Consider the following 24,564-nt stretch of genomic DNA (forward strand, 5'->3'; position numbering starts at 1 on the left):
TATTTTATAGCTTTAAATTAACTTCTTAAAATCCAAAAAGCCTTATTCAAATTTAATTACTAAATAAGGCTTTTTGGATTTTAAGAAGTTAATTTAAAGCTAATGTAAGTTATTTTTTTGCAATAGGATCAAGCTATTACATTAAAAATCTTATTGATTAAAATAATTTTATTAATGTACCATACGTCTAGAAGTTTAAATTATTGAAATTTTCTAGGTTCTGTGAACATTTATAATTGATTTTTAGTGAAAATTAATGAGATTTTTGAAGGAATAGCTACCTATTTTAAAAAAATATTATAATTTGTTGCAACAAACAAATAACCAAAATCAAATCTTTTTGGAAATGTTCGTAGAGCCTACACAAGCTCTAAATAAGAAACTTACTAGGTTTCTTTAATTTAAGTTTTATGTGAAAAATTTTAAAACAGTATATTGTATTTTACTGCAAATTATAAGTATTTTATTGAAATAGGTATCTATTGCAATAAAAACTTTATTGTTTAAAATATAAATAATTTAAATTTTATATACAGAACCTAGGTTCTGAACACTTTTGATTAATGATTATTAATTAGGAGATATTTTTAAGCGAACATTAATAAGATTTTTGAGAGGAGAGTTTATTACTATTTCAAAAAAATCTTATGATTTACAGCTAAAAAGAGCCATAATTATGATTATTCTATTAAAAGTGCATAGGACCTAATCACTGTAATACGGGCAGTAATTTTATCAGTCAGGAGATTATATGGTTTCATTAAGGGATAATATAGAAGCACAACCCTTGTCACATAATAGAAGAATAAGAAAAAATTTCGGTCACATAAATTTAGTAGCAGATATACCGAATTTGATTGAAATTCAAAAAAATTCATATGAGAAAAACTTTCTACAGTTAAATATTAAAGATTCTGAAAGACAAAACAAAGGTTTACAATCTATATTAAACTCGATTTTTCCTATTTCAGATTCCTCCAATATTGCTAATTTAGAATTTGTAAAATATGAATTTGATACTCCAAAATATGATGTAGAAGAGTGCAGTCAAAGAAGTTTAAGTTATGCTGCTCCTCTTAAAGTTACTTTAAGATTAAGTATTTGGGATATAGATGAAGATACCGGTACTAGAGAAATTAAAGGGATTAAAGAGCAAGAAGTATATATGGGTGATATCCCATTAATGACTAAAAACGGTACTTTTATTATCAACGGTACGGAAAGAGTAGTTGTATCACAAATGCATCGCTCACCTGGTGTATTCTTTTATCATGATGAAGGAAAAGTCCACTCTTCCGGCAAGCTTTTATATTCTGCTCGTGTTATTCCATATAGAGGGTCTTGGCTTGATTTAGAATTCGACGCTAAGGATGTGATTTATTTCAGGATTGATAGAAAAAGAAAGCTTTATACTACTACTTTGCTTAGAGCTATAGGTATGAGTACTGAAGAAATTATAAAATTTTATTATAATTCAGTAACTTATAAGTTTGTTAAAAATAAAGGTTGGGCGGTTAAATTTATACCTCAGCATATTACTGCTCATCGTTTAACAAGTGATTTAGTAGATGCAGATACCGGAAATATTCTACTGAAAGCAGGACAAAAAATTACTCCGCGTTTGGCTAAAAAATATTTTGGGGAAGGGCTTAATAATATTTTAGTAGCTCATGAAACTTTAATCGGCAAATATCTATCCGAAGATTTAAGAGATCCTGCAAGCGATGAAGTATTAGCAAAAATCGGTGAAATGATTACTGCTGATATGCTAAATGTTATTAATGATCTTAAAATTAAAAATGTTAACGTATTAGTAATCAATCCTCAATCCGGTCCATATATAAGGAACACCTTATTTGCTGATAAAAATCAGGATCGTGAGGCAGCATTATATGATATTTTCAGAGTTCTAAGACCAGGCGAACCTGCTAATATCGAAGCGGCTGAAAGCCTGTTTTATAATTTATTCTTTGATACGGAAAGATATGATCTGTCAGAAGTCGGGCGAATAAAAATGAATTCTAGGTTAGAGCTGAATATTTCTGAAGAAGTTACGGTTTTAACAATTGATGATATTAAAAATATCGTAAGAGTTTTAGTAGAGCTTAAAGACGGTAAAGGTATCATAGACGATATTGATCATTTAGGTAATAGAAGGGTTAGATCGGTAGGTGAATTGATAGAAAATCAATTTAGAATAGGTTTAGTCCGAATGGAAAAATCTGTAATTGAAAGGATGTCGGCAGGTGATGTTGATACCGTAATGCCTCATGATTTAGTAAATTCTAAAATTTTAGTTTCAGTAGTAAAAGAATTTTTTAGTACCTCCCAATTATCCCAATTTATGGATCAAACAAATCCATTATCGGAAATAACTCATAAAAGAAGGCTGTCGGCACTCGGTCCCGGAGGTCTTAGTCGAGATCGAGCAGGTTTTGAGGTGCGTGACGTACATCCGACTCATTACGGTCGTATTTGTCCTATTGAAACACCTGAAGGTCAGAATATCGGGTTAATTAACTCTATGGCTACTTATGCTAGAATAAATAAACATGGTTTTATAGAGAGTCCGTATAGAAGAGTTAAAGATGGATGTGTAACCGATGAAGTGGTATATCTTTCTGCTATTGAAGAAGGTAAATACAAAATCGGACAAGCAAATGCTAAAATTAATAAAGACGGAAAGCTGCAAGGAGAGTTTATTAATTGCCGTGTTGAAGGTGGTAATTTTGTAATGGTAGAACCGTATGAGGTAGACTTCATTGATGTGACTCCTATGCAGGTAGTATCGGTTGCGACTTCTCTTATACCTTTCTTAGAAAACGATGATGCTAACCGTGCTTTGATGGGTTCAAACATGCAAAGACAAGCCGTTCCTTTAATTAAAACGGATGCACCTTTTGTAGGTACCGGAGTTGAAGGGGTAGTAGCTAAAGATTCCGGAGCGTCAGTGCTTGCATTACATGACGGTATTGTTGAGCAGGTAGATTCAAATAGAATCGTGATTAGAACTCTAGAACAAAAAGTTGACGGTTCTCCTTCGGTTGATATTTATAACTTACTAAAATTCCAAAAATCCAATCATAATACTTGTATAAATCAAAAGCCTTTAGTTAAGGTCGGTCATTACGTTAAGAAAAACGATATTATAGCTGACGGTCCTAGTACGGATAACGGTGAAATTGCTTTAGGTCGAAACGTACTTGTGGCTTTCTTACCTTGGAACGGTTATAATTTTGAAGATTCCATTTTAATATCCGAACGTATAGTAAAAGAGGATGTATTTACATCTATTCATATTGAAGAGTTTGAAGTAATAGCTAGAGATACACGCCTTGGTCCAGAAGAAATTACCCGTGATATACCGAATGTAAGTGAAGAAGCGTTGCGTCATCTTGATGAGGTCGGAATAATTTATATAGGTGCAGAAGTAAAAGCCGGTGATATTTTAGTTGGAAAAGTAACACCAAAAAGTGAATCGCCTATTACTCCTGAAGAGAAGCTACTACGTGCTATTTTCGGGGAAAAAGCTTTTGACGTAAAAGATTCATCGCTGCATGTACCTTCCGGAGTGAGCGGAACTGTAGTAGAAGTAAGGATATTTTCTCGTAGAGGTGTAGAAAAAGACCAGCGAGCTATTGCTATTGAAAAACAACAAATTGAAAAATTCGCAAAAGACAGAGACGATGAATTAGAAATTATTGAGCATTTTGTGTTTAGTTGGCTTGCAAAGCTTTTAGTAGGGCAGGTGATTATTAACGGTCCTAAGCAAGTAAAAGTAGGACAAACTATTACTACTGAAATGCTAAAAGGCTTATCTAAAGGGCAATTTTGGCAGATTATCGTGGAAGATGCAAATGTAATGAATGAAATAGAGCAGATAAAGACTCATTATGATGAGAAAAAAGAGGCTCTTGATAAAAGATTTGCTACTAAGGTAGAGAAATTGCAAAGTGGTGATGATTTACCTCAGGGAGCTTTAAAAGTAGTAAAAGTATTTATTGCAACTAAGCATAAATTACAACCCGGGGATAAAATGGCAGGAAGACACGGAAATAAAGGTGTTATTTCACGTATCGTACCTGAAGAAGATATGCCGTTTTTAGAAGATGGGACTGTGGTAGATATCGTTCTTAACCCTCTAGGTCTTCCGTCCCGTATGAATATAGGACAGATTTTAGAAACGCATCTTGGGTGGGCATCAATAAATTTAGCAAAAAAAATATCTACCTTAGTAAAGGAATATAAAAATAAACATATAGGTATTGAGCAGATTAAGAAATTCTTAATTGAACTGTATGGAGAAAATATTAATTCTATACTTGAAAGACCGGAAGAAGAGATTATCTCTTTTTGTAAGAAAGTAAGTAAAGGCGTACATTTTGCAACTCCTGTATTTGACGGAGCAAAAGTTCAGGACGTTAAAGATATGCTAAAGCTTGCCAGTCAAGACCCTTCAGGACAAGTGAAATTAATTGACGGTAGAACCGGTGAATATTTTGACCGTCTAGTAACCGTCGGACAGAAATATTTGCTGAAACTGCATCATTTAGTCGATAATAAAATTCACTCCCGTTCTATAGGACCTTATAGCTTAGTAACGCAGCAACCGCTTGGAGGTAAGTCTCATTTCGGCGGACAGCGTTTCGGAGAAATGGAATGCTGGGCATTACAAGCTTACGGTGCAGCTTATACGTTACAGGAAATGTTAACGGTTAAGTCGGATGATGTAAACGGTAGGATCAAAACTTATGATTCTATAGTACGTGGTGAAAATAATTTTGAATCAGGCATTCCTGAATCATTTAATGTTATGATAAAAGAATTTAGATCTTTATGTCTTAACGTAAAACTTGAAGTCACTTCAAGTTAAGAAAGACAGGTCATTTAAACAGATAAAAAACTTGTTTTTTATCTGTTTTACTAGATTCCCGCTTTTGCGGGAATAACATATAGGGTGCAATAAGAACTTTGGGTAGACGAAGGTCAATTTCAAAAAGAGCAAGGAATCCACAAGGCGAGGAGCGGAGCGTATACTTAATACGTGAGCACCGCAGAACTTGTAGAACGACAATGCCAATTTTTGAAATTCACTGAGTATATACGAGTAATTTTTAAGGAAAAGTATTTATGAGCGTAGTAAGTTTTTACGGACAATTAAGTAATACTCAACAATTTGATCAGATAAGGATTAATATAGCAAGTCCCGATCAGGTACGTTCGTGGTCTTTCGGTGAAGTAACAAAACCTGAAACAATTAACTATAGAACTTTTAAGCCTGAGAAAGATGGTTTATTTTGTGCAAGAATTTTTGGTCCGGTAAAAGATTATGAATGTCTCTGCGGTAAATATAAGCGGATGAAAAACCGTGGCATTACGTGTGAGAAATGCGGCGTTGAAGTTACGGTTTCTAGAGTAAGACGTGAAAGAATGGGGCATATTGAACTTGCAGCTCCCGTTGCGCATATTTGGTTTTTAAAGTCGCTACCTTCAAGAATTAGTACACTTCTTGATATGACAATGCGAGATGTAGAAAAGATTCTTTATTTTGAAAATTATGTAGTAGTTGACCCAGGGCTATCGATTTTACAAAAAGGCGAACTCTTAACAGAGGAAGAATTACAGAAAGCAAAAGATAAGTACGGTGAAGATGCATTTACTGCCTCTATAGGTGCAGAAGTAATACAACAAATGCTTAAAGAGCTTGATTTTTCAAAGTTAAAGCAAGAGTTATACGAGGAATTACAAACCACTTCTTCAGAAGTCAAAAAGAAAAAATTAGTAAAGCGTTTAAAATTAGTAGAGAATTTTTTAGAGTCGGAAAACAAGCCGGAATGGATGATTATGGATGTTTTACCGGTTATTCCTCCTGAAATTAGACCGCTTGTTATGCTTGACGGCGGAAGATTTGCTACTTCAGACTTAAATGAACTTTATAGAAGAGTAATTAATAGAAATAATCGTTTAAAGAAATTAATAGAGTCAAAAGCTCCTGATATAATAGTCAGAAACGAAAAAAGAATGTTACAAGAAGCGGTGGATGCGTTATTTGATAACGGTCGTCGCGGTAGAGCAGCGAAAAATGCTAATAAGCGTCCATTTAAGTCATTAAGTGATATGCTTAAAGGTAAGCAGGGGCGTTTCCGTCAGAACTTGCTAGGTAAGAGGGTTGATTACTCAGGACGTTCGGTTATCGTGGTAGGACCTGAGCTTAAACTTCACCAGTGCGGTTTACCTAAAAAAATGGCTCTGGAGTTATTTAAGCCGTTTATTTATTCTAAGCTTGAGTTGTACGGCATCGCTACAACTATTAAAGCCGCTAAAAGAATGGTGGAAGCTGAAAAATCCGAAGTGTGGGACGTGCTTGAAGAGGTAATTAGAGAGCATCCGGTTTTACTGAATAGGGCTCCGACGTTACATAGGCTTGGTATTCAAGCATTTGAACCGCTATTAATTGAAGGTAAAGCGATCCAGCTTCATCCGCTTGTGTGTGCTGCGTTCAATGCGGATTTTGATGGTGATCAGATGGCAGTACATATCCCGTTATCGATTGAAGCACAGCTTGAAGCTAGGGTATTTATGATGTCTACAAATAATATCTTAAGCCCTGCAAACGGTCGTCCTATCATTGTACCGGATAAAGATATAGTGCTTGGTTTATATTATCTAACCCTTGCATTTGATAATGAAGTAGGTGCAGGGATGATGTTCTCAGATTTAGCTGAGATGGAACATGCTTTATATAATAAATTTATAACTATTCATACAAAGATAAAATATCGCAGAAATCAGTTAAATGCCGAAGGTAAAATGCTCCCTGTTATCATTGATACTACTTACGGTAGGTTAATGGTCGGTGAGTTATTGCCTTCTAACCCTAATATAGAATTCAAGTGTATTAATAAACAACTAACTAAAAAAGACATATCATTAGTTATAGATTTAGTTTATCGTCACTGCGGTCAAAAAGCTACGGTAATTTTTGCCGATCAGCTAATGAAACTAGGTTTTAAATATGCTTGTTCTTCAGGTATTTCTTTTGGAATGGACGATATGGTAGTACCGGAATCTAAGAGTACTCATATTAACGAAACTCAGCTTGAAATAAAAGAATTTGAACAACAATATTCAAACGGTTTAATTACTTACGGAGAGAAATATAATAAAGTAGTCGATGCTTGGTCAAGATGTACCGATAGAGTAGCAAACGACATGATGAAAGAGATTGCTATGCCGCCGGTTAATGATGCTCCAAATCATCAGAAAATAAATGCTATATATATGATGGCTATTTCCGGAGCAAGAGGTTCTTTCCAGCAAATTAAGCAGCTAGGTGGTATGCGAGGTTTAATGACCAAATCAAACGGTCAAATTATACAAACTCCTATTATCTCTAACTTTAAGGAAGGATTAACTGAATTTGAGTGTTTTAATTCTGCTAACGGAATGCGTAAAGGGCAAATAGATACGGCTTTAAAAACGGCAAGCTCAGGTTACTTAACAAGAAAATTAGTAGATGTTGCACAAGATTGTATTATTACTGAAAAAGATTGTGGAACTGATAAAGGAATTGAAGTTAAGAGTGTTATTGAAGGTGGAGAAGTTATAGTACCTTTAGCAGAAAAGATTTTAGGTCGTACTGCTGCTATTGATATATTTCATCCGGTAACTAGTGATCGAATTCTCAATAAAGGCGAGCTTATTAATGAAGCAAAGTTAGAGCAGATTGAGTCGGCAGGATTCGACAGAATTATGATAAAATCCGTATTAACCTGTAAAAGTACTACCGGTATATGTAGCATATGTTACGGTAGGGATCTTGCTACCGGTACATTAGTATCGGAGGGTGAAGCAATCGGGGTTATTGCTGCTCAATCTATCGGTGAACCGGGTACGCAGCTTACAATGAGAACTTTCCATATTGGAGGAGCGGCAACAAAAGGTGCTGAGGTTTCTTCCGTAGACGCTTCCTATGACGCAAAAGTGAAAATTATAAGTCGTAACGTTGTGACTAATTCTGAAGAACGCAAAATTGTTATGAGCCGAAATTGTGAATTATTATTGCTTGATAATAACGGTAATGAAAAGGCTCGTCATAAAATTCCATACGGTGCTAGATTACTTGTTGATGACGGTGATATGGTGATTAAAACTCAAAAACTAGCAGAATGGGATCCTTATACTATACCGATTATCACGGAGAAGTCAGGTAAAGTTTTATTCAAAGATATGGTTGAGGGTATTTCTATTCGTGACGTAACTGATGAAGCTACCGGAATACCGAGTAAAGTTATTATTGAATCAAAGCAATATTCACGCGGTGCAGAATTACGTCCGCGTATACAGCTTGTAGATGCTAAAGGTGAAGTTATCACCTTATCAAACGGTTTAGAAGCTAGATATTACTTGCCGGTTGGAGTAGTTTTAAGCGTAGAAGACGGAGTACAAATATCGGTAGGTGATATCATTGCACGTATACCGAAAGAATCAACCACTACTAAAGATATTACAGGTGGTTTACCAAGAGTTGCCGAGCTTGTAGAAGCAAGACGCCCTAAAGATCATGCAGTTATTGCTGAAATTGACGGTAGAGTAGAATTCGGTAAAGACTATAAATCTAAAAGACGTATTATTATACATCCGATTGATAAAACAATGTCTATTGAGTATATGGTACCAAAAGGCAAGCATGTTGTAGTTAACGAAGGTGACTTTGTTAAAAAAGGTGATTTATTGATTGACGGTAATCCGGTACTTCAAGATATTTTAAAAGTAATGGGCGTAGAGGTTCTTGCAAATTATATTGTTAATGAGGTTCAAGCCGTTTATCGTCTACAAGGTGTAAAGATTGATGATAAGCACATAGAAGTTATTATCCGTCAGATGTTACAAAAAGTAGAGGTTACGGATTCAGGCGGAACTACGTTATTAGTAGGTGAAAAAATAGATAGACATGAATTTGATGAGATAAATGAAAAAGCTATGAAAAATGGTTTAAAACCTGCTGAAGCACAATTAATATTACAAGGTATTACTAAAGCTTCTCTGCAAACTAGATCGTTTATCTCCGCGGCATCATTCCAAGAGACTACTAGAGTTTTAACTGAAGCAGCTATTGCTGGTAAAGTAGATAAGTTGCGAGGACTAAAAGAAAACGTGATAGTTGGACGATTAGTACCTGCTGGAACCGGTTACTTTATGGATAAAATGCGTAAAGCAGCCGCAAAGCTTGATGAAGAGAATGTATAAATATACTAAGATAGAACTTGAAAAATTGGCTGTGTCGTCTTTGTAAGTCGTAGGATGCTGAACGTTTTATATACGCTCCGCTCCTTGATTTACAGACCTTTTGTTCTTTTCCAAGTTGATCTTCGTATGTACCGGATAGTTTATAAAAAACCCGTCATTGCAAGCCAACATTTATGCTGGCGTGGCAATCTCATGAAATAATAACAAACTCCCCTGAGCTGGCTTCGTCAATTACACTTTGTAATGTCCTTGCAATGACGAGGTGGTATCCACGCAACAATGCCTTCCTAGCAGAAGCGGGAATCCAGAAAAATAACCTTACTACGCATTATTGACAAAAAAGCCTATAAAAAACCAAGTTTTTTATAGGCTTTTTCTTTTATTGCCCACTTGCAGAAATGACGCTTTAATAACAAGCAATCGGTGCTGTTAAATGCTCGTAGGTTTGACCTAAATAAGATACTGGTTGTTCAAAGATATACGTATTATTGTTATCATAATTACCGTATAATTGTAATTTTGCTAGAGAATCGTCATATTGGAAGTTTTTAAGTGTTTCTTGATTTTTAGATATCTGAATTTTTGCTAAACAATGTTCAACATAAGTTTTCAGTACTTCTTGACGAATTGCATCATGTAAAGCTTGTAACATGAGTAAGTTTACTAATGGGTTAATACTATTATTTGCATTAGTAGTAATCGTAGCTTCTTCGTGTTTTTGATCAATAGACATCTTTCCAAACTTCACTTCTAGAGGTAATTTAGACGTCGATCCGGTACTTGCATCCTCACGTATGTCTATATACGCTGCGGTGCTGTGTTCCGTATCTCTTTTAAATTCCTCTCTATAAGTTGGTTTAGAAAGATGTCTAACAAGCAATTCAGAAATTAAAGACTCTTCATTGCTTACTTCTACCTTCTCTGTTTCAAGATTTGCTGATGCAGTATTGACTTTTTCTTCAAAATTTATCTCTGGGAAAAGTGCTATCACATCCGTTATTTCAAGTTTTCCTCCTTTTTTACCTACTTCATAAGCTTTAGTAATAATGTGTTTATAAATAACGTCAATTAATGCTCGTTTTGTTTGTATTTCATCAGAATAGTTAATTCCTCCTTCATTCCAAAACTTTACTATTCTAGACAAAGCAGGAATATATTTACTGGCCTTTGCTAAAAATTTTTGTATAAATGTAGGTTCAATAATAGGGGTTAATGTAGGATTTTCTTCATATTGTCTAAATACATGCTCAACAATTTTAGGTATATTTTGATCTGGTTCTACTTCGTCAGGTAAGCCGTGTAGTATTTTTTTTGCTGTTGCTTGACCAATCTTCTCATGCAAAATATTAACCCCGATCCATGTCCATGACGGATTAGCCGTAAAACAAAGCTTTGTTATATAAAATGCTAGCGATATAGGTAGAGATAATAACTTTAAATAGTTAAGGCAATTATATCGTATTGGATGAGGAGTGAGACTATAAATCTTACCCATATCTTGGTTTAACTCACATGATGTTTTAATCATTGTATACTTCTGCTTAATTAAATGAGAAGTGATGTCACATACTGGCATATTATTACTTAAATTTAACTAATTCGTCAGTAGGATATAAAAAACGTTAACATTTGTCAAGTGCTATTTAATGAGATTTTATTTTAAACCAATATATAATACTTGCAAAGTTTTATCAAGATAAATAGAATGATCCAAAGTCACAAATAATATAAGGAGTAAATATGCTTAGCGTAAATTTTGTGAATGAAGAATCATCTACTAATCAAGGTCTAGTAGTTTTTATTGATGAACAGTTAAAGCTTGATAGTAATTTAATAGGACTTGATCAACAACATCATGGATTAATTTCTAAAACTATTCAGAATAAACTGCAATTTACCGGTAAATATGGACAGCTCACGGTTATTCCGTCCGTCATTAAATCAGGCGAGGTTAGATATTTGATAATAGTAGGTCTTGGGAATGAAGAAAAATTAACTGAAGCAAAAATTGAAGAGTTAGGCGGCAAAATCTTACAGCATGCAACCAGTTGTAAAATTTCTACTATTGGCTTGAAACTTACAAATAGAATTAGTAGGTTTACAGCTCAAACATTTGCATCTTTAGTTGCTAGCGGTGCGTTTCTTGCTTCTTACAGATTTGATAAATATAGAACTACCTTAAAAGAAGCAGAGAAGTTCGCAGTAGAGTCAATTGAAATTTTTACTGATAATAACACTGAAACGGCAAAATTATTTGAAATCAAAAAATTAATTGCTGAAGCAGTATTTTTTACAAGAGATATAAGTAATGAACCGTCAAATATTAAAACTCCTCAAGTTTATGCCGAAAGAATAGTTGATAGACTTGAACCGCTAGGGGTAGATGTTGATGTTATCGGTGAACGTGAGATGAAAAACCTTGGTATGGGAGCGTTACTTGGTGTAGGGCAAGGTTCACAAAACGAGTCAAAGTTAGTGGTGATGAAATATAAAGGTGGCAGTAAAGATGCTCCGACTATTGCTTTGGTCGGTAAAGGAGTGATTTTTGATACAGGCGGTATTTCATTAAAACCGTCAAGTGATATGCACTTAATGCGATACGATATGGGAGGTTCTGCAGCAGTTGTGGGTACCATCATTGCGGTTGCTGGTCAAAAATTACCTATAAATATAGTCGGTGTTGTAGGGCTTGTCGAAAATATGCCGTCCGGTAATGCACAGCGTCCAGGGGATGTAGTAACTACCATGTCAGGGCAAACTGCCGAAGTTTTAAATACCGATGCAGAAGGGCGGTTAGTACTTGCTGATGCTGTTTGGTATGCACAAGAAAAATTTAAGCCTAAATGCGTGATTGACGTTGCAACTCTAACAGGAGCAATAACCATAGCACTTGGTAATACATATGCTGGTTGTTTTTCCAATAATGATGAGTTAGCTGATAAGTTAATAAAAGTAGGGGAAGAAGTTAATGAAAAACTTTGGAGAATGCCGCTGCATGATGAGTACGATGCAATGATTAACTCCGACATAGCCGATATGGCAAATATCGGGAACGTACCGAGAGCTGCCGGAAGCTGCATAGCTGCACATTTCATTAAACGTTTCATTAAAGATGGAGTAGATTGGGCTCATTTAGATATAGCAGGCGTTGCAAATAGTAATAAAGCTTCAGCACTTGGTCCTAAGGGAGCAGTAGGATACGGCGTGAGATTACTAGAGAAATTTATCAAAGAATATATTTAAATGCTATTCTTGCGTTGCATTGCCTGCATGGATACCGAGTCGTCATTGCGAGCAGCCTTAGGCTGCGTGGCAATCTCGTCAAATATCCTGAGATTGCTTCATCAATTACTTACGTCATTTTCTTGCAATGACGGAAAAAACTATCCACATGTGTAATACTGAGCTAAGAATGACATTAAACTTTGTCTATTTACTATTCGTTTATTCTGAATATAATTATGAACACAATAAATAAACCTTATATATTTGTTATAGGTAATGAGAAAGGCGGAGCAGGTAAAACTACCTGTTCTATGCATCTAATAATTGCTCTACTTTATCAAAATTATTCGGTAGTAAGTATAGATACCGATTCACGTCAAAGTTCGTTAACGCATTATTTAAAAAATCGAGATTTATATAATAAACACAATCCTGATAAACCTGTATTAGTACCGAAACATTTTCATATATCGGAAAGCAAAGTAGAAGAGCAAGCAAAGAGTTTTGAGCCGATACTCAAAAATAATCAGGATGTCGATTATATAGTGATTGATACCCCAGGCAGTCATACTCCTTTATCAAGGGTTGTTCATTCTTACGCCGATACAATTATTACACCGATTAATGATAGCTTTCTAGATTTAGACGTAATAGCAAAAGTCGATAGCAAGGATGAAATTATTAGCCCATCAATATATAGTCAAATGATTTGGGAGCAGAAAATGGAACGTGCTAGTCGTGATAGAATTAGTATAGATTGGGTCATACTTCGTAATCGTTTAAGTAATCTTGATGCATTAAATAAAAGACGCGTAGGCAATGTATTAGCTAAACTTGCTAAAAGAATTAACTTTAAACTCGCAGAAGGATTTAGTGAACGTGTAATATATAGGGAGTTATTTTTACAAGGTCTAACATTACTTGATCTAAAAACTGCAAAATATGATAGAGCATTTAATAGCTCACACGTGCTTGCACGTCAAGAATTACGAAATTTTTTAGACTTTCTAGGTATTAAGGCTGCGTTCAAAGGTTAATTTCTATTAAAGTTTTTCTTGTATAAAAAATATATATAATGTAAATTAATATGTTTTAACTTTATAAGAGAAGAGAAACAAATGTCAAATGTTGCTGAAAATATTTCAAAACTACCGGAAGCACAAGAAAAAGTTAATAAGCTTGTTGATCAATATAAAAATTTAACTCCGGAAGAACAAAAAATTGTTGATAGAAAACTTAAGTCACATTTTACAAAAGAAGAGCTAGCACAAGATGAGCTTAAATCAAGAATGAATAGGATACGTAGTAATTTGTCTAAGCAAGACCAAGAAAAACTACAAGCAGGTAATCATTCTATAGGTGAAATAGCAAAAGATGTATTCTCGTTAGTTAAAGGAATAATAAATCTAGTCGAAAATGTTGCAGAGATAATTAAAAATCCTAAGAAAGCAATATATGAATGGATTAAAGGTGAGTTAAATCAAGTAAAACCCCAACAACAAAATTATCAGCAACGCCCATCAAAGCCAAAAGCTGCTGCAATATCAAGATAAAACTTTGGCAAGATAAATTTTTAGTTTTTATTTGCGAAAATTTGTGATTTTATGTATATAATGGGGAAATCGTATAATAAAAAAATAAAAATGCATAAATACAGAACTCATAATTGTAACGAATTACAAATATCCGATGTAGAAACAGAAGTTAAGCTATCCGGTTGGGTATATAGAAGAAGAGATCACGGGAATCTAGTTTTTATAGATTTACGTGATCATTACGGTATAACTCAAATCGTGTTTACCGATCAAAATCCTCAGCTTATGGAGGATGCAAGTCGTTTGCGTTATGAGTCGGTAATTACGGTAAGGGGTACAGTTGTAGCAAGATCAGAGGACACGATTAATAATACGCTTCCGACAGGTCATGTTGAAGTGCTAGCTGTGGAATTTAGTGTTGAGTCAGCTGCGGACACTCTACCTTTTGTTATTAATACTGAAAAAGACGCTCCCGAAGAGTCTAGGCTTAAACATCGCTTTTTAGATCTTAGGCGTGAGAAATTACATAATAATATAATACTCCGCTCACAAATTATTTCTCATATTCGTCATTTGATGACGGCAAGCGGTTTTACCGAATTTCAAACTCCGATTTTAACAGCAAGCTCACCTGAGGGGGCTAGGGATTTTTTAGTACCTAGTAGAATGCATCCGGGTAAGTTCTATGCATTACCGCAAGCACCTCAGCAATTCAAGCAGTTATTGATGGTATCAGGCTTTGATCGTTATTTCCAAATTGCTCCTTGTTTTCGGGATGAAGATGCAAGAGCCGATAGATCACCCGGCGAGTTTTATCAGCTAGATGTAGAAATGTCGTTTGTTACACAGGAAGACGTATTTAGTACTATTGAGTCTGTGATGTATGATTTATTCACTAAATTCACGGATAAGAAAGTATCAGAGACTCCTTTTGTTTGTATTCCATATAATGAATCTATGCTAAAATACGGTTCTGATAAGCCTGATTTACGTAACCCTATTATAATTGCCGATGTAACTGAGATATTTAGAGATTCTGATTTTACAATCTTTAGAGAGAATATTAAAAAAGGTAGCATAGTGCGTGCAATTCCTGCACCTAAGGCAGCTGCACTGCCTCGTAGTTTCTTCGATAAAATGATAGAGTTTGCGGTATCAGAAGGAGCAGGTGGACTTGGCTATATTCAGTTTAGTGAAACCGGTGAAGCAAAGGGACCGGTAGTAAAATTCTTAAGCCCGCAGCAATTAGAGAGTCTAAAAGCTACAGCTAGTATTAGTAACGGTGATGCTGTATTTTTCGCTAGCGATAAGAAAGAGAAAGCTGCTAAACTTGCCGGTAAGGTTAGAATAAGACTTGGTGAAGAGCTTGATTTACTTGAAAAAGATTGTTTTAAATTCTGCTGGATTACCGATTTTCCATTCTATGAGTTAAATGAAGAAACAGGAAAAGTTGATTTTAGCCATAATCCGTTTTCTATGCCACAGGGCGGAATAGATGCTTTAGAGCAAGCTAAAACCACTGAAGCGTTATTAGAACTTACCGCATACCAATATGATATTGTTTGTAACGGTATTGAACTGTCCAGCGGTGCTATTAGAAACCATAAGCCGGAAATTATGTATAAAGCATTTTCCATAGCAGGTTATAGTGAAGAGGAAGTTGATAAGAGATTTGGAGGGATGATTAGAGCATTTAAGTTTGGAGCTCCACCACATGGTGGAATAGCCCCCGGTATTGACCGAATCGTTATGCTGCTTGCGGAAGCAACAAATATAAGGGAAATAATTGCGTTTCCTTTAAACCAGCAGGCTGAAGATTTACTAATGAACGCCCCAAGCTATGTAGAGGATAAAGCTCTAAAAGAGCTAAGCATTATGCTCTCACCGTCTGCTAGAAAAAATGCAGAAAAAGAATAAGAATTTATAGTTGTTGTATGTTATTATGTCATACCGCAACTTGGCCTATAGTATGTCATTTCTAGCTAAAAGCGGAAATCCAGTACTTTTCGCTGTCATACCGTGGCTTGACCACGGTATCGAGAAAAAAATTTAAAAAAGACTAGATCCTGCGATCAAGTCGCAGGATGAGATTAATAGTTACTGGCTTTCCGCTTTTAGCTAGAAATGACATTAGGACTATGCAACGACTCTGTGACTGCTCGCAATGACGTTTAAGGCATATACTCAACAATGCTTATCTTTGTTGATATTTTTCCTTCCTAGCTTGTAATTGAGAGAATGCGATTTCTTTTACCGTTTCTACTCTTTTTGTTTGGAGTCTTTCTTGTTTCTTCTGTTGTAGTATATTACCAATTTTTATACTTTCTGCTATAAGTTTTTCTGTATTATGAATTTTATTTAAATTCTCAGGAGCAATTTGTTTCATAAAATAATTTGAGATACTAGGTAAACCTCTCTTTTCACAAAAAATTCCTACCTTGTAGTATATAGTATCTCTAGAATTTAACTTGAAAGATTTAGCATTTAATAAGTTGGTCGTGTTTTCGATGTTATCCTGATATTTTAAATTTTTCTTTATACCCTTAATATCTTGCTCGGTAAGATAATTTTCTTTTTTTAGCACTTTCATTATATTGTCGTAGAATTTTGCTACTGCTTTATCGGTTACGTTTTTAGTTGTTGCCTGCTTTGTAAAATCAACAATTAGTGATGCCAATTTTTCGCCTGTAGATTTGTCTTGTATACGCATTGATTTTGCAGGATCAGAAATTTGTACTTCTACTTTATCTGTCTTAACCTTAACTTCTTGTTCTTTCCATTTTCCGTCCAAATCTTTACTCCATTGTTGTTCCTTGATTGTTTCTTTTTTCAAGCCTATAGAAATTTTAATTTGGTAATTATTTTCATACGCCCACTCTTTAGCATCTTTACCTTCAATTGTAATGTTATTATCTATTGCATAGAGTACCGGGTCTTTTACAGGTGAATTAGCGAAAGCCTCTAACCAACCACCATTTTTAAATTCAGGTGAAACATTACTGAATTTTGTTACTATCTCAGCTCCTTTGGCCACTTCTTGCATATTAACAAGATTTTCTTTTATACTGCTTTTATAGTGTTTTCTCAAATCATCAAAATTTTGAATATTAGTGGATAACATAATATTTTTTGGATCAAACCCAGCTTTTTTTAATTCATCAATTTTTTGATCAACTATTGCTTCCATCTGTTTCTCATCAAATTGACTTATCATTTGATTTAATGATTCGCTATATTTATCGATACTAAATGAGAAATTACCTGCTTTAATAGCAGCACTGTAGCCAACACCAGGATGTGTAAACATTTTAGCTGTTGATTGAATCATACTGCTAAAATTCTTATGAAATGCTAAAAAAGAGCGACCATGATCAATTTTGGTTATTGTTTTACCATCCTGTACCATTAAATTACCAGCATGATAATCTACTTCCCCTAGCATATGACAAGCAGCTATGGCTTTTTCAAATCCTTCCAACTTTTTTAAATTTTGATCATTATCTCTGACTCTAGTTTCACCTGATAAACCGGAAAATTCTGTTAGTGTTACAGCATTATCAAAAAATTTAGAACGTACATAAAGTGAATCAGGGTGTTGTTCATCCGCTGTTACCAGCCCTTCTTTTGGTGCGCGATCATGTAATAAAAATTGATACATGGTAGAGCCTATTAATTCTTGTACTCCGTCTCTTCGGTCAGCCATAGCCTGTCTTTGTGTATGATTACCTTGTATTTGTTGGCATGCAGCATGAGTTTTATAAAAATGTTTTAAAATAAAAGTATTACCGGCGTTATCTTTAGCAACATAACCGGCTGAGACGCCTGCTACCTTTTTTCCTTTCTCCTCAAACTCAGCTTGCTGTGCCACCCTCTTATCACGTAGCATAGCATCAATTACTTTTTTAGGGTCATTAGGATTTCTTATTTCTTCAAGTTTTCTGTAATCTGCGTTATATCGGCTATCATCTAATCCAACCTGTCGTTCAATTGCCTCTATCATAACTAAGTGCTCTAAAAGAGGTGCATCGATTATTTCCCTTAATTTCTTGTTTTTATCTCCTGGAAATGAGTTTTTTATTATTGTTGTAACTTTAGCTAAATCCTTAGTGTTTAAATCGGCTAGGGCCATATAGCTAATATATAGGCTTTCAGCAGTAGGAGATTGGTCATTAGAAAGGTCAATAACAGATTCGGCAATGCCTTTGCAGGTTCTAGATATGTTGGCATTCAATTCTGTATCATTAGTTTTCAGGGCTTTAAAAAGTTGCTCTTGTAATAATAATTCTTGTTGAGTTTTCTCTTTAGACATAAAAATAACATGCTTAATATTAACTAATAGTGAAAAAGTGTTGTTGCGTGGGTCAAAATCCTCATCATTGTGAGGAAACAACGCAGCAATTGATTAAGCAATCCAGTAAACATTTCGATTTACAGAATTTTTTTATTATTTTTTCTGGATTGCCGAGTTCGCTGCGGCCGTTTGCAATGATGATTCGGTATCCACGCAACAATGCCACGTGGGAATGACATTGAATAAGTTTTTGAAGCCGTGCAACAAAGCCCCCGCTTTTGCGGGAATATGACATCCAGGTCTTTTTAAAAACTATTCAGTACTATAGATTTGATCGTGATATAACAATGAAAAAACCGAAGCAATGAAATAAAATCATGACTTTGCAAGAATGATACCGATTAATCTCTTCTCTTGCCTAAAAATCTCATTAAATGTAGGAAAAGATTTATAAAATCTAAATATAAAGTAAAGGCTGCCATAATAGAAAGCTTTTGTCCTGCTTCATCGTTTCCTGCCATGTAATACATAGACTTAATCTTTTGAGTATCCCAAGCAATTAATCCCATAAATATTACTATTCCAATAAGAGAAGTAGCAAAAGAAAGAGCCGAGCTTTTTAGAAACAAGTTGACTAATGAAGCAATGATAAGACCTATAAGACCCATTGCAAAAAATGAACCCATAGATGTTAAATCTCTACTTGTGCTATAACCGTATAAACTCATTGCTCCAAAAACGGAAGAGCAAATAAAGAAAGTACGAGCTATTGATGCACTGGTATAAATAAGAGCTAAATATGCAAGCGACATACCGGTTAAACCGGCATAAACCCAAAATAATATTTGTGCCGTTGGCAGGTTCATTTGTCCGAAGCCCATAAAGAAATATAAAGCAATACCGAGCGGAGCAAACATTATAATAGTACCGAAACCTGTTTGAAACATTAAATTATAAATAGGCTCAACTGATATAGTCGTTACGGCTGCTACACCGGTTAGTAAAAGTGCTAAAGCCATATAATTATATACTTTAAGCATGTATTGTCTTAAGCCTTCATCAAAAGTTTTATTTTTTGAGGCGGCAGTTAAAGTTTTTGTATAATCGATCATAAGTAACCTTAGGATTATGTTATTTACATAATAAAATATAGCCTCTTAAAGGTATTTTTTCAAGCTATATTAATTATATTTTATAAATATCTTGCATTGAATATAAAGCAGAAGGTTTATCTTGTAGCCAAATAGCGGCTTTAATTGCACCAATAGAAAAAGAATTTTTATTCAGAGCTTCGTGTTTTAAGGTGATTATTTCATCGTCACCTAGGAAAGATATTTCATGTATACCGTGAACATTTCCACCACGAAGCGAGGAAATACCTATTTCTTTTTCGCTTCTTAGTCTATTACCACGATTAAATGTTATATTTAATCCTTTTTTGCTGGCAATTGTTTCAGCAAGCATAACAGCAGTTCCTGAGGGTGAATCTTTTTTATTACGGTGATGCGTTTCTAGAATTTCAACATCGTAATCATCTAGTATTTTTGTTACTTCTTTAGCTAGATAGCTAAGCAAATTAGCTCCTATACTCATATTTGCAGAATATAAAACAGGTAAAGTTTGAGCTGCTTTTTCTAAAAGCTTAAAATGTTGAGGTTGGAGACCTGTGGTTCCGATTACTAATTTTGTATTATGTTTTAATGCATAATTAATTAATTTTTCTAATATTTCAGGGGTAGAAAAATCGATGATCACATGAGAATTTTTACAAAAATTATCTAAATCATCTAAATTATTAGTACTATTAAATTTTGCTGCAATTTTGCAATCTTTAAATTTATCTATTCTCTCTAGAATGGTTTCTCCCATTTTACCGGTAGAACCACTAAGACCGATATTTAACATATTGGCAATGTATACTCCTAATTAAATCTTTGTATACGATTTATGAAAATATAATAGAGGCTTTAAATCATTTTTAATAGCGGTATTTATTACTTCACCGATAAATATAACATGATCACCGGCATCGTAAGAAGCATATTTATTACACTCTATATGATAAGTTGCACCGTTTATTAAAGGGCAATCAGTTTTATTACCAAGCTCATAATCAATTTTTGTAAATTTATTAGATTGTGATTTAGCAAAATGTTTTGAGATATCAATTTGATTCTCTGCTAAAATACTAATTGCAAACTTATCACTTTTTTGAAAACTGTTGATACTAAAAGAGTTTTTATTAAGGCAAAATAATATTAACGGCGGTTTTAAAGATACGGAAGTAAGAGAACTAGCAGTAAAGCCAAAAAGTTCGTTATTGCAATTTGTTGTTATAATAGTCACTCCCTGAGGGAATCGGCTCATAGCATCTTTAAATTGACTTTCTGTTACTGTCCCAGCCATTTTTTCATAATTTTGTTAATGGTTCCGTCTTTTTTTAATGAATCGATTGCCTCATTAATTTCATTAATTAGTCCTGAGTTTTTAGACATGCCTATAGCAAAATCGGATGAAAAGTCTTCTAAAGTACTGCTTTCTAAATTTGAATTATTTTCTTTTAATTTTTTGCCTTGAAATTCCTCAGAAATAATAGCATCTATGACTCTGGCTTTTAATTCTTCAACCAACATTAAATGATTTGCTAAAGAATGAACTTTAATATTTATCGTCTGTGATAGATCGTGTGCTTTTTTTTCTAAAACACTACCGAGCTGTACCCCTACTATTTTATTTTCTAGATCTTTGCTATTTTGTATATTATCACCTGTTCTATATATTATGGCAAATCTTGCAGTAGCATAATTATCGGAAAAGCTGATATATTCAGCACGCTCCGGTGTTACGGAAAGCTCCGCCACCGCAACATCAATATTTTCACTAACCAAAGCTGCAAGTAAACCGTTAAAGTCGAAGTTTTTTATGATAACTTTTTTATTTAGACGTTCGCTTATTGCTTTGATAATATCAATATCAATCCCAACAATCTCTCCGTCTTGGATAAATTCATAAGGAGGATTATCTGCGGCAGTACCGACTATTAAAGTTTTTCCCGTTTCTTGTTTTTCACAAGAAACTAGTAAGCAAGATAGTAAAAATATTTTCAGAAATTTCATAAAAATAATGTTTTAAGTTTGAGTATGTTCTGTGTCATCCTACGAGGCATTACCCTTGTTGTACGGATATCAAATCGTCATTGCGAGGAAAATTACGTAGTAATTGACGAAGCAATCTCAGGATATTTGGCGAGATTACCATGTAGCCTACGGCTGCTCGCAATGACAGAAAAATCTATCCACTTGAGCAATATCTTCAAAGGAATAGCATCAAGAACTCAATTTCTCCTTTAAAAGGTGATTCACAAGCGTCGGATTAGCCTTACCGCCGGTTTTTTTCATTACCTGTCCTACAAAGAAACCGAATAATTTATCCTTACCACTGCTATAACCCTCTACTGATTCAGGATTTTCAGCTATTACCTCGTCAATTACCGTGTTTAGCATGTTATTATCCGAAACTTGTACAAGTCCTTTTTCTTCTACTATTTTATCAGGTGCTTTACCGGTTTCAAACATAATTTCAAAAACGGTTTTTGCAATTTTACCGGAAATAGTATCATTTTCTATTAATTTTACCAGTTTTGCAAAGTTACTGGGGGTAATTTTGCATTCATTTATTCCTATCGATGTTTTATTTAATTGGCCAAATAATTCACTAGTTAGCCAATTAGTAAGCATTTTAGGGTTACATTCATTTGCTGCTTTCTCAAAATACTCAGCAACCGATTCATCGGCTACTATTACTTCGGCATCATATTTACTTAAGCTAAATTCCTTCGTATATTTTTCAATCTTTTGATCAGGTAGCTCAGGTAAATTTGCTTTTAGCTCATTTATTAACTCATCAGAAATAACAAGCGGTAATAAATCGGGATCAGGAAAATATCTATAATCAAGTGCTTCTTCTTTTAAACGCATAGTTCTTGTTTCGCCGCTATCGGCATTAAATAGGCGTGTTTCTTGAATTATTTCTTCACCGCTTTCAAGCAAGTCAACTTGTCTTTTAGCTTCAAATTCTATTGCTTTAATGATGTTACGAATTGAATTAATATTTTTAATTTCGCATCTTGTGCCGAGTGGTTCGCCGCTACGTCTTACTGAAATATTAGCATCGCAACGCATCGAGCCTTTTTCCATATCACCGTCACAGCTGCCAATATAACGTAACAAGTTTCTTAGCTTTTTTACAAATTCAGCTGCTTCTTCCGGTGATGATATATCAGGTTCGGTCACAATTTCCATAAGTCCAATACCGGCACGATTCAAATCGATAAAGCTGTAATGTGGTGATTGATCATGCATAGATTTACCCGCATCTTGCTCTAAATGCAAACGGTTAATACGAATAGTTTTAAGATCGCCGGTACTAGTCGGTATTTCCATAGTGCCGTTTTGTACTATAGGATAGTAAAATTGTGAAATTTGGTAACCTTGCGGCAGATCGGCATAAAAATAATTTTTACGGTCAAATACCGAATATTTATTTATTTTAGCTTTAAGCCCAAGCCCTGTTTTAATTGCTTGGTGTACACAATGCTTATTTAATACTGGTAACATCCCGGGCATTGCTGCATCGACATAGGAAACCTGCGAATTTGGATTTGCTGCAAAAATAGTACTACTGCCTGAAAAAAGCTTAGATTTTGAGGAAATTTGAGCATGGATTTCAAGCCCTATTACATATTCCCATTTCCCCGTATTACCTTCAATATATGCCATAATTAAAAACCCTTTGGTTCAAATTTAATATGTTTTACACCTGACTCAATTGTCGATGCTACTTGCAAAACAGTATATTCGTCTAATTGTTTACCTATAATCTGTATCCCAAGAGGTAAACCGCGTGCCGATAATCCAGCAGGAACCGATGCACAAGGTAAACCGGCTAAATTTGCAGGAATAGTAAATAAATCGTTTAAATACATAATAGTCGGATCATTTTGTTTTTCACCAATCTTAAAAGCTGCAGTCGGGGCAGCCGGTAATAAAATGGCATCAACTTTTGCAAAAGCATTATTAAAATCGTTTGCAACTAAACGACGTACTTTTTGAGCTTTTAGATAATATGCATCCATACCACTAGATGATAGCACATATGTTCCAATCATAATACGACGTTTTACTTCCTCCCCAAATCCAGTTGATCTAGTCATTTCATACATTTCGTCAAGCGTCATATTTTCACGTTCTACTCGAAGACCGTATCTAACGCCGTCATATCTAGATAAATTTGAAGAAGCTTCAGCCGGGGCTATTACGTAATAAACAGCAACACCGTATTTAGCATGCGGCAAAGTAATATCAACTATTTCAGCACCGGCGTTTTTAAGTAGTTCTATGGTGTCCTGCCACATTTTCATAATATCAGGTTCAATAATACTGCCCTCACCAAGGCTAAGAGGTACGCCTATCTTCATATTTTTCATAGAACTTCCGATAGCGGATTGTAGCTCTGGAACTTCTGCTTTAATCGAAGTAGAATCTTTTTCGTCAAACCCCATCATCGCTTCAAGCATAATGCTAATGTCTAAAACGCTTCTAGTAAATATTCCTGCTTGATCAAGAGAGCTAGCAAACGATATCATTCCGTATCTTGAGCAACGACCATATGTCGGTTTAAAACCGACTAAACCGGTAAAGCTTGCAGGTTGACGTACCGAGCCGCCCGTATCGCTACCAAGAGCAGCAGATGCCATAAATCCGCTAACTGCTGCAGCTGAACCGCCTGAAGAACCGCCTGGAACTAAATCAGCATTATCATCATTTGCTTTCCAAGGGTTAATTACATTTCCAAAACAACTAGTGATATTTGCTGAACCCATAGCAAACTCATCCATATTGGTTTTGCCGAGCATCACACCGCCCTTATCAAAAATATTTTGTGTAACACTTGATTCATAATTAGGTATAAAATTTTTCAGTATATTAGAACATGCCGTAGTTCTAATTCCTTTCGTGCAGAAAAGATCTTTAGCGGCAAACGGGATACCCTCAAGGGTTCTTGCGTTATTTTGAGCATAATTTTGATCGGCTGCTTCAGCCTGTTTTAAAGCTAAGTCAAAAGTGTCGGTAACATAAGCATTTAGGTTTCTATGCTTCTCTATTTGTTTAATATGTGCACCTATTAATTCCGTACTTGTAAAATCTTTATTTTTTAGACCTTTTATACTGTCTGCTACTGTTAGTTTGTTTAGTTCCGTCATAA

At 34.7% G+C, this 24,564-nt stretch carries 14 protein-coding genes; 6 read left to right on the forward strand and 8 right to left on the reverse strand.

The annotated features are described in order from the left end of the window. Nucleotides 1–751: 751 nt before the first annotated feature. Together rpoB and rpoC are read left to right on the forward strand one after the other, a co-directional pair. Nucleotides 752–4,873 carry a DNA-directed RNA polymerase subunit beta gene (gene rpoB / locus ABVF33_RS05475; RefSeq protein WP_499706570.1) on the forward strand — a complete coding sequence of 1,374 codons (4,122 nt, stop codon included), beginning with the start codon at nucleotides 752–754 and terminating at the stop codon, nucleotides 4,871–4,873. A 257-nt stretch (nucleotides 4,874–5,130) separates the two neighbouring features. Then, complete coding sequence (rpoC, locus tag ABVF33_RS05480; protein ID WP_499706571.1) at nucleotides 5,131–9,249, forward strand: DNA-directed RNA polymerase subunit beta'; 4,119 nt, start codon at nucleotides 5,131–5,133, stop codon at nucleotides 9,247–9,249. A gap of 406 nt (nucleotides 9,250–9,655) precedes the next feature. Here rpoC and ABVF33_RS05485 read toward each other — a convergent pair whose 3' ends face one another. After that, nucleotides 9,656–10,825 (reverse strand): palindromic element RPE1 domain-containing protein, encoded by a 1,170-nt coding sequence (locus tag ABVF33_RS05485; protein ID WP_499706572.1) that lies wholly within the window; start codon nucleotides 10,823–10,825, stop codon nucleotides 9,656–9,658. A 164-nt stretch (nucleotides 10,826–10,989) separates the two neighbouring features. Between ABVF33_RS05485 and ABVF33_RS05490 the strand changes: the two genes are divergently transcribed. From ABVF33_RS05490 to aspS, 4 genes are all read left to right on the forward strand, one after another. After that, nucleotides 10,990–12,492, forward strand: coding sequence for a leucyl aminopeptidase (locus ABVF33_RS05490; RefSeq protein WP_499706573.1), 1,503 nt, complete (start codon nucleotides 10,990–10,992; stop codon nucleotides 12,490–12,492). 218 nt (nucleotides 12,493–12,710) lie between these two features. After that, nucleotides 12,711–13,511, forward strand: coding sequence for a division plane positioning ATPase MipZ (locus tag ABVF33_RS05495; RefSeq protein WP_499706574.1), 801 nt, complete (start codon nucleotides 12,711–12,713; stop codon nucleotides 13,509–13,511). Between the two features lie 81 nt (nucleotides 13,512–13,592). Continuing rightward, nucleotides 13,593–14,027 carry a DUF3106 domain-containing protein gene (locus tag ABVF33_RS05500; protein WP_499706575.1) on the forward strand — a complete coding sequence of 145 codons (435 nt, stop codon included), beginning with the start codon at nucleotides 13,593–13,595 and terminating at the stop codon, nucleotides 14,025–14,027. Between the two features lie 90 nt (nucleotides 14,028–14,117). Continuing rightward, the gene (gene aspS / locus ABVF33_RS05505) at nucleotides 14,118–15,926 is read left to right on the forward strand and encodes an aspartate--tRNA ligase (RefSeq protein WP_499706576.1); all 1,809 of its coding nucleotides are present in this window, start codon (nucleotides 14,118–14,120) and stop codon (nucleotides 15,924–15,926) included. A 277-nt stretch (nucleotides 15,927–16,203) separates the two neighbouring features. Here the strand turns inward: aspS and risK1 are convergent, their stop codons facing one another. The 7 genes from risK1 to gatA form a co-directional block, all read right to left on the reverse strand. Beyond that, complete coding sequence (risK1, locus tag ABVF33_RS05510) at nucleotides 16,204–18,318, reverse strand: T4SS effector phosphatidylinositol 3-Kinase RisK1 (RefSeq protein WP_499706577.1); 2,115 nt, start codon at nucleotides 18,316–18,318, stop codon at nucleotides 16,204–16,206. Between the two features lie 383 nt (nucleotides 18,319–18,701). Next, nucleotides 18,702–19,412: a Bax inhibitor-1/YccA family protein gene (locus ABVF33_RS05515; RefSeq protein ID WP_499706578.1), complete on the reverse strand. Its 711-nt coding sequence runs from the start codon at nucleotides 19,410–19,412 to the stop codon at nucleotides 18,702–18,704. A 73-nt stretch (nucleotides 19,413–19,485) separates the two neighbouring features. Continuing rightward, the gene (gene dapB / locus ABVF33_RS05520) at nucleotides 19,486–20,205 is read right to left on the reverse strand and encodes a 4-hydroxy-tetrahydrodipicolinate reductase (RefSeq protein ID WP_499706579.1); all 720 of its coding nucleotides are present in this window, start codon (nucleotides 20,203–20,205) and stop codon (nucleotides 19,486–19,488) included. Between the two features lie 21 nt (nucleotides 20,206–20,226). Continuing rightward, nucleotides 20,227–20,706 carry a flavin reductase family protein gene (locus ABVF33_RS05525; RefSeq protein WP_010976860.1) on the reverse strand — a complete coding sequence of 160 codons (480 nt, stop codon included), beginning with the start codon at nucleotides 20,704–20,706 and terminating at the stop codon, nucleotides 20,227–20,229. Beyond that, nucleotides 20,691–21,416, reverse strand: coding sequence for an ABC transporter substrate-binding protein (locus tag ABVF33_RS05530; protein ID WP_499706580.1), 726 nt, complete (start codon nucleotides 21,414–21,416; stop codon nucleotides 20,691–20,693). The genes ABVF33_RS05525 and ABVF33_RS05530 overlap by 16 nt, the downstream gene beginning before the upstream one ends. Before the next feature lie 210 nt (nucleotides 21,417–21,626). Beyond that, the gene (gatB, locus tag ABVF33_RS05535; protein ID WP_499706581.1) at nucleotides 21,627–23,078 is read right to left on the reverse strand and encodes an Asp-tRNA(Asn)/Glu-tRNA(Gln) amidotransferase subunit GatB; all 1,452 of its coding nucleotides are present in this window, start codon (nucleotides 23,076–23,078) and stop codon (nucleotides 21,627–21,629) included. 2 nt (nucleotides 23,079–23,080) lie between these two features. Further along, nucleotides 23,081–24,562, reverse strand: a complete 1,482-nt coding sequence (gene gatA / locus ABVF33_RS05540; protein ID WP_499706582.1) for an Asp-tRNA(Asn)/Glu-tRNA(Gln) amidotransferase subunit GatA — start codon at nucleotides 24,560–24,562, stop codon at nucleotides 23,081–23,083. Nucleotides 24,563–24,564: the final 2 nt, after the last annotated feature.

The organism is Candidatus Rickettsia barbarica (assembly GCF_041477405.1).
Taxonomy (GTDB): Bacteria; Pseudomonadota; Alphaproteobacteria; order Rickettsiales; family Rickettsiaceae; genus Rickettsia; species Rickettsia rickettsii.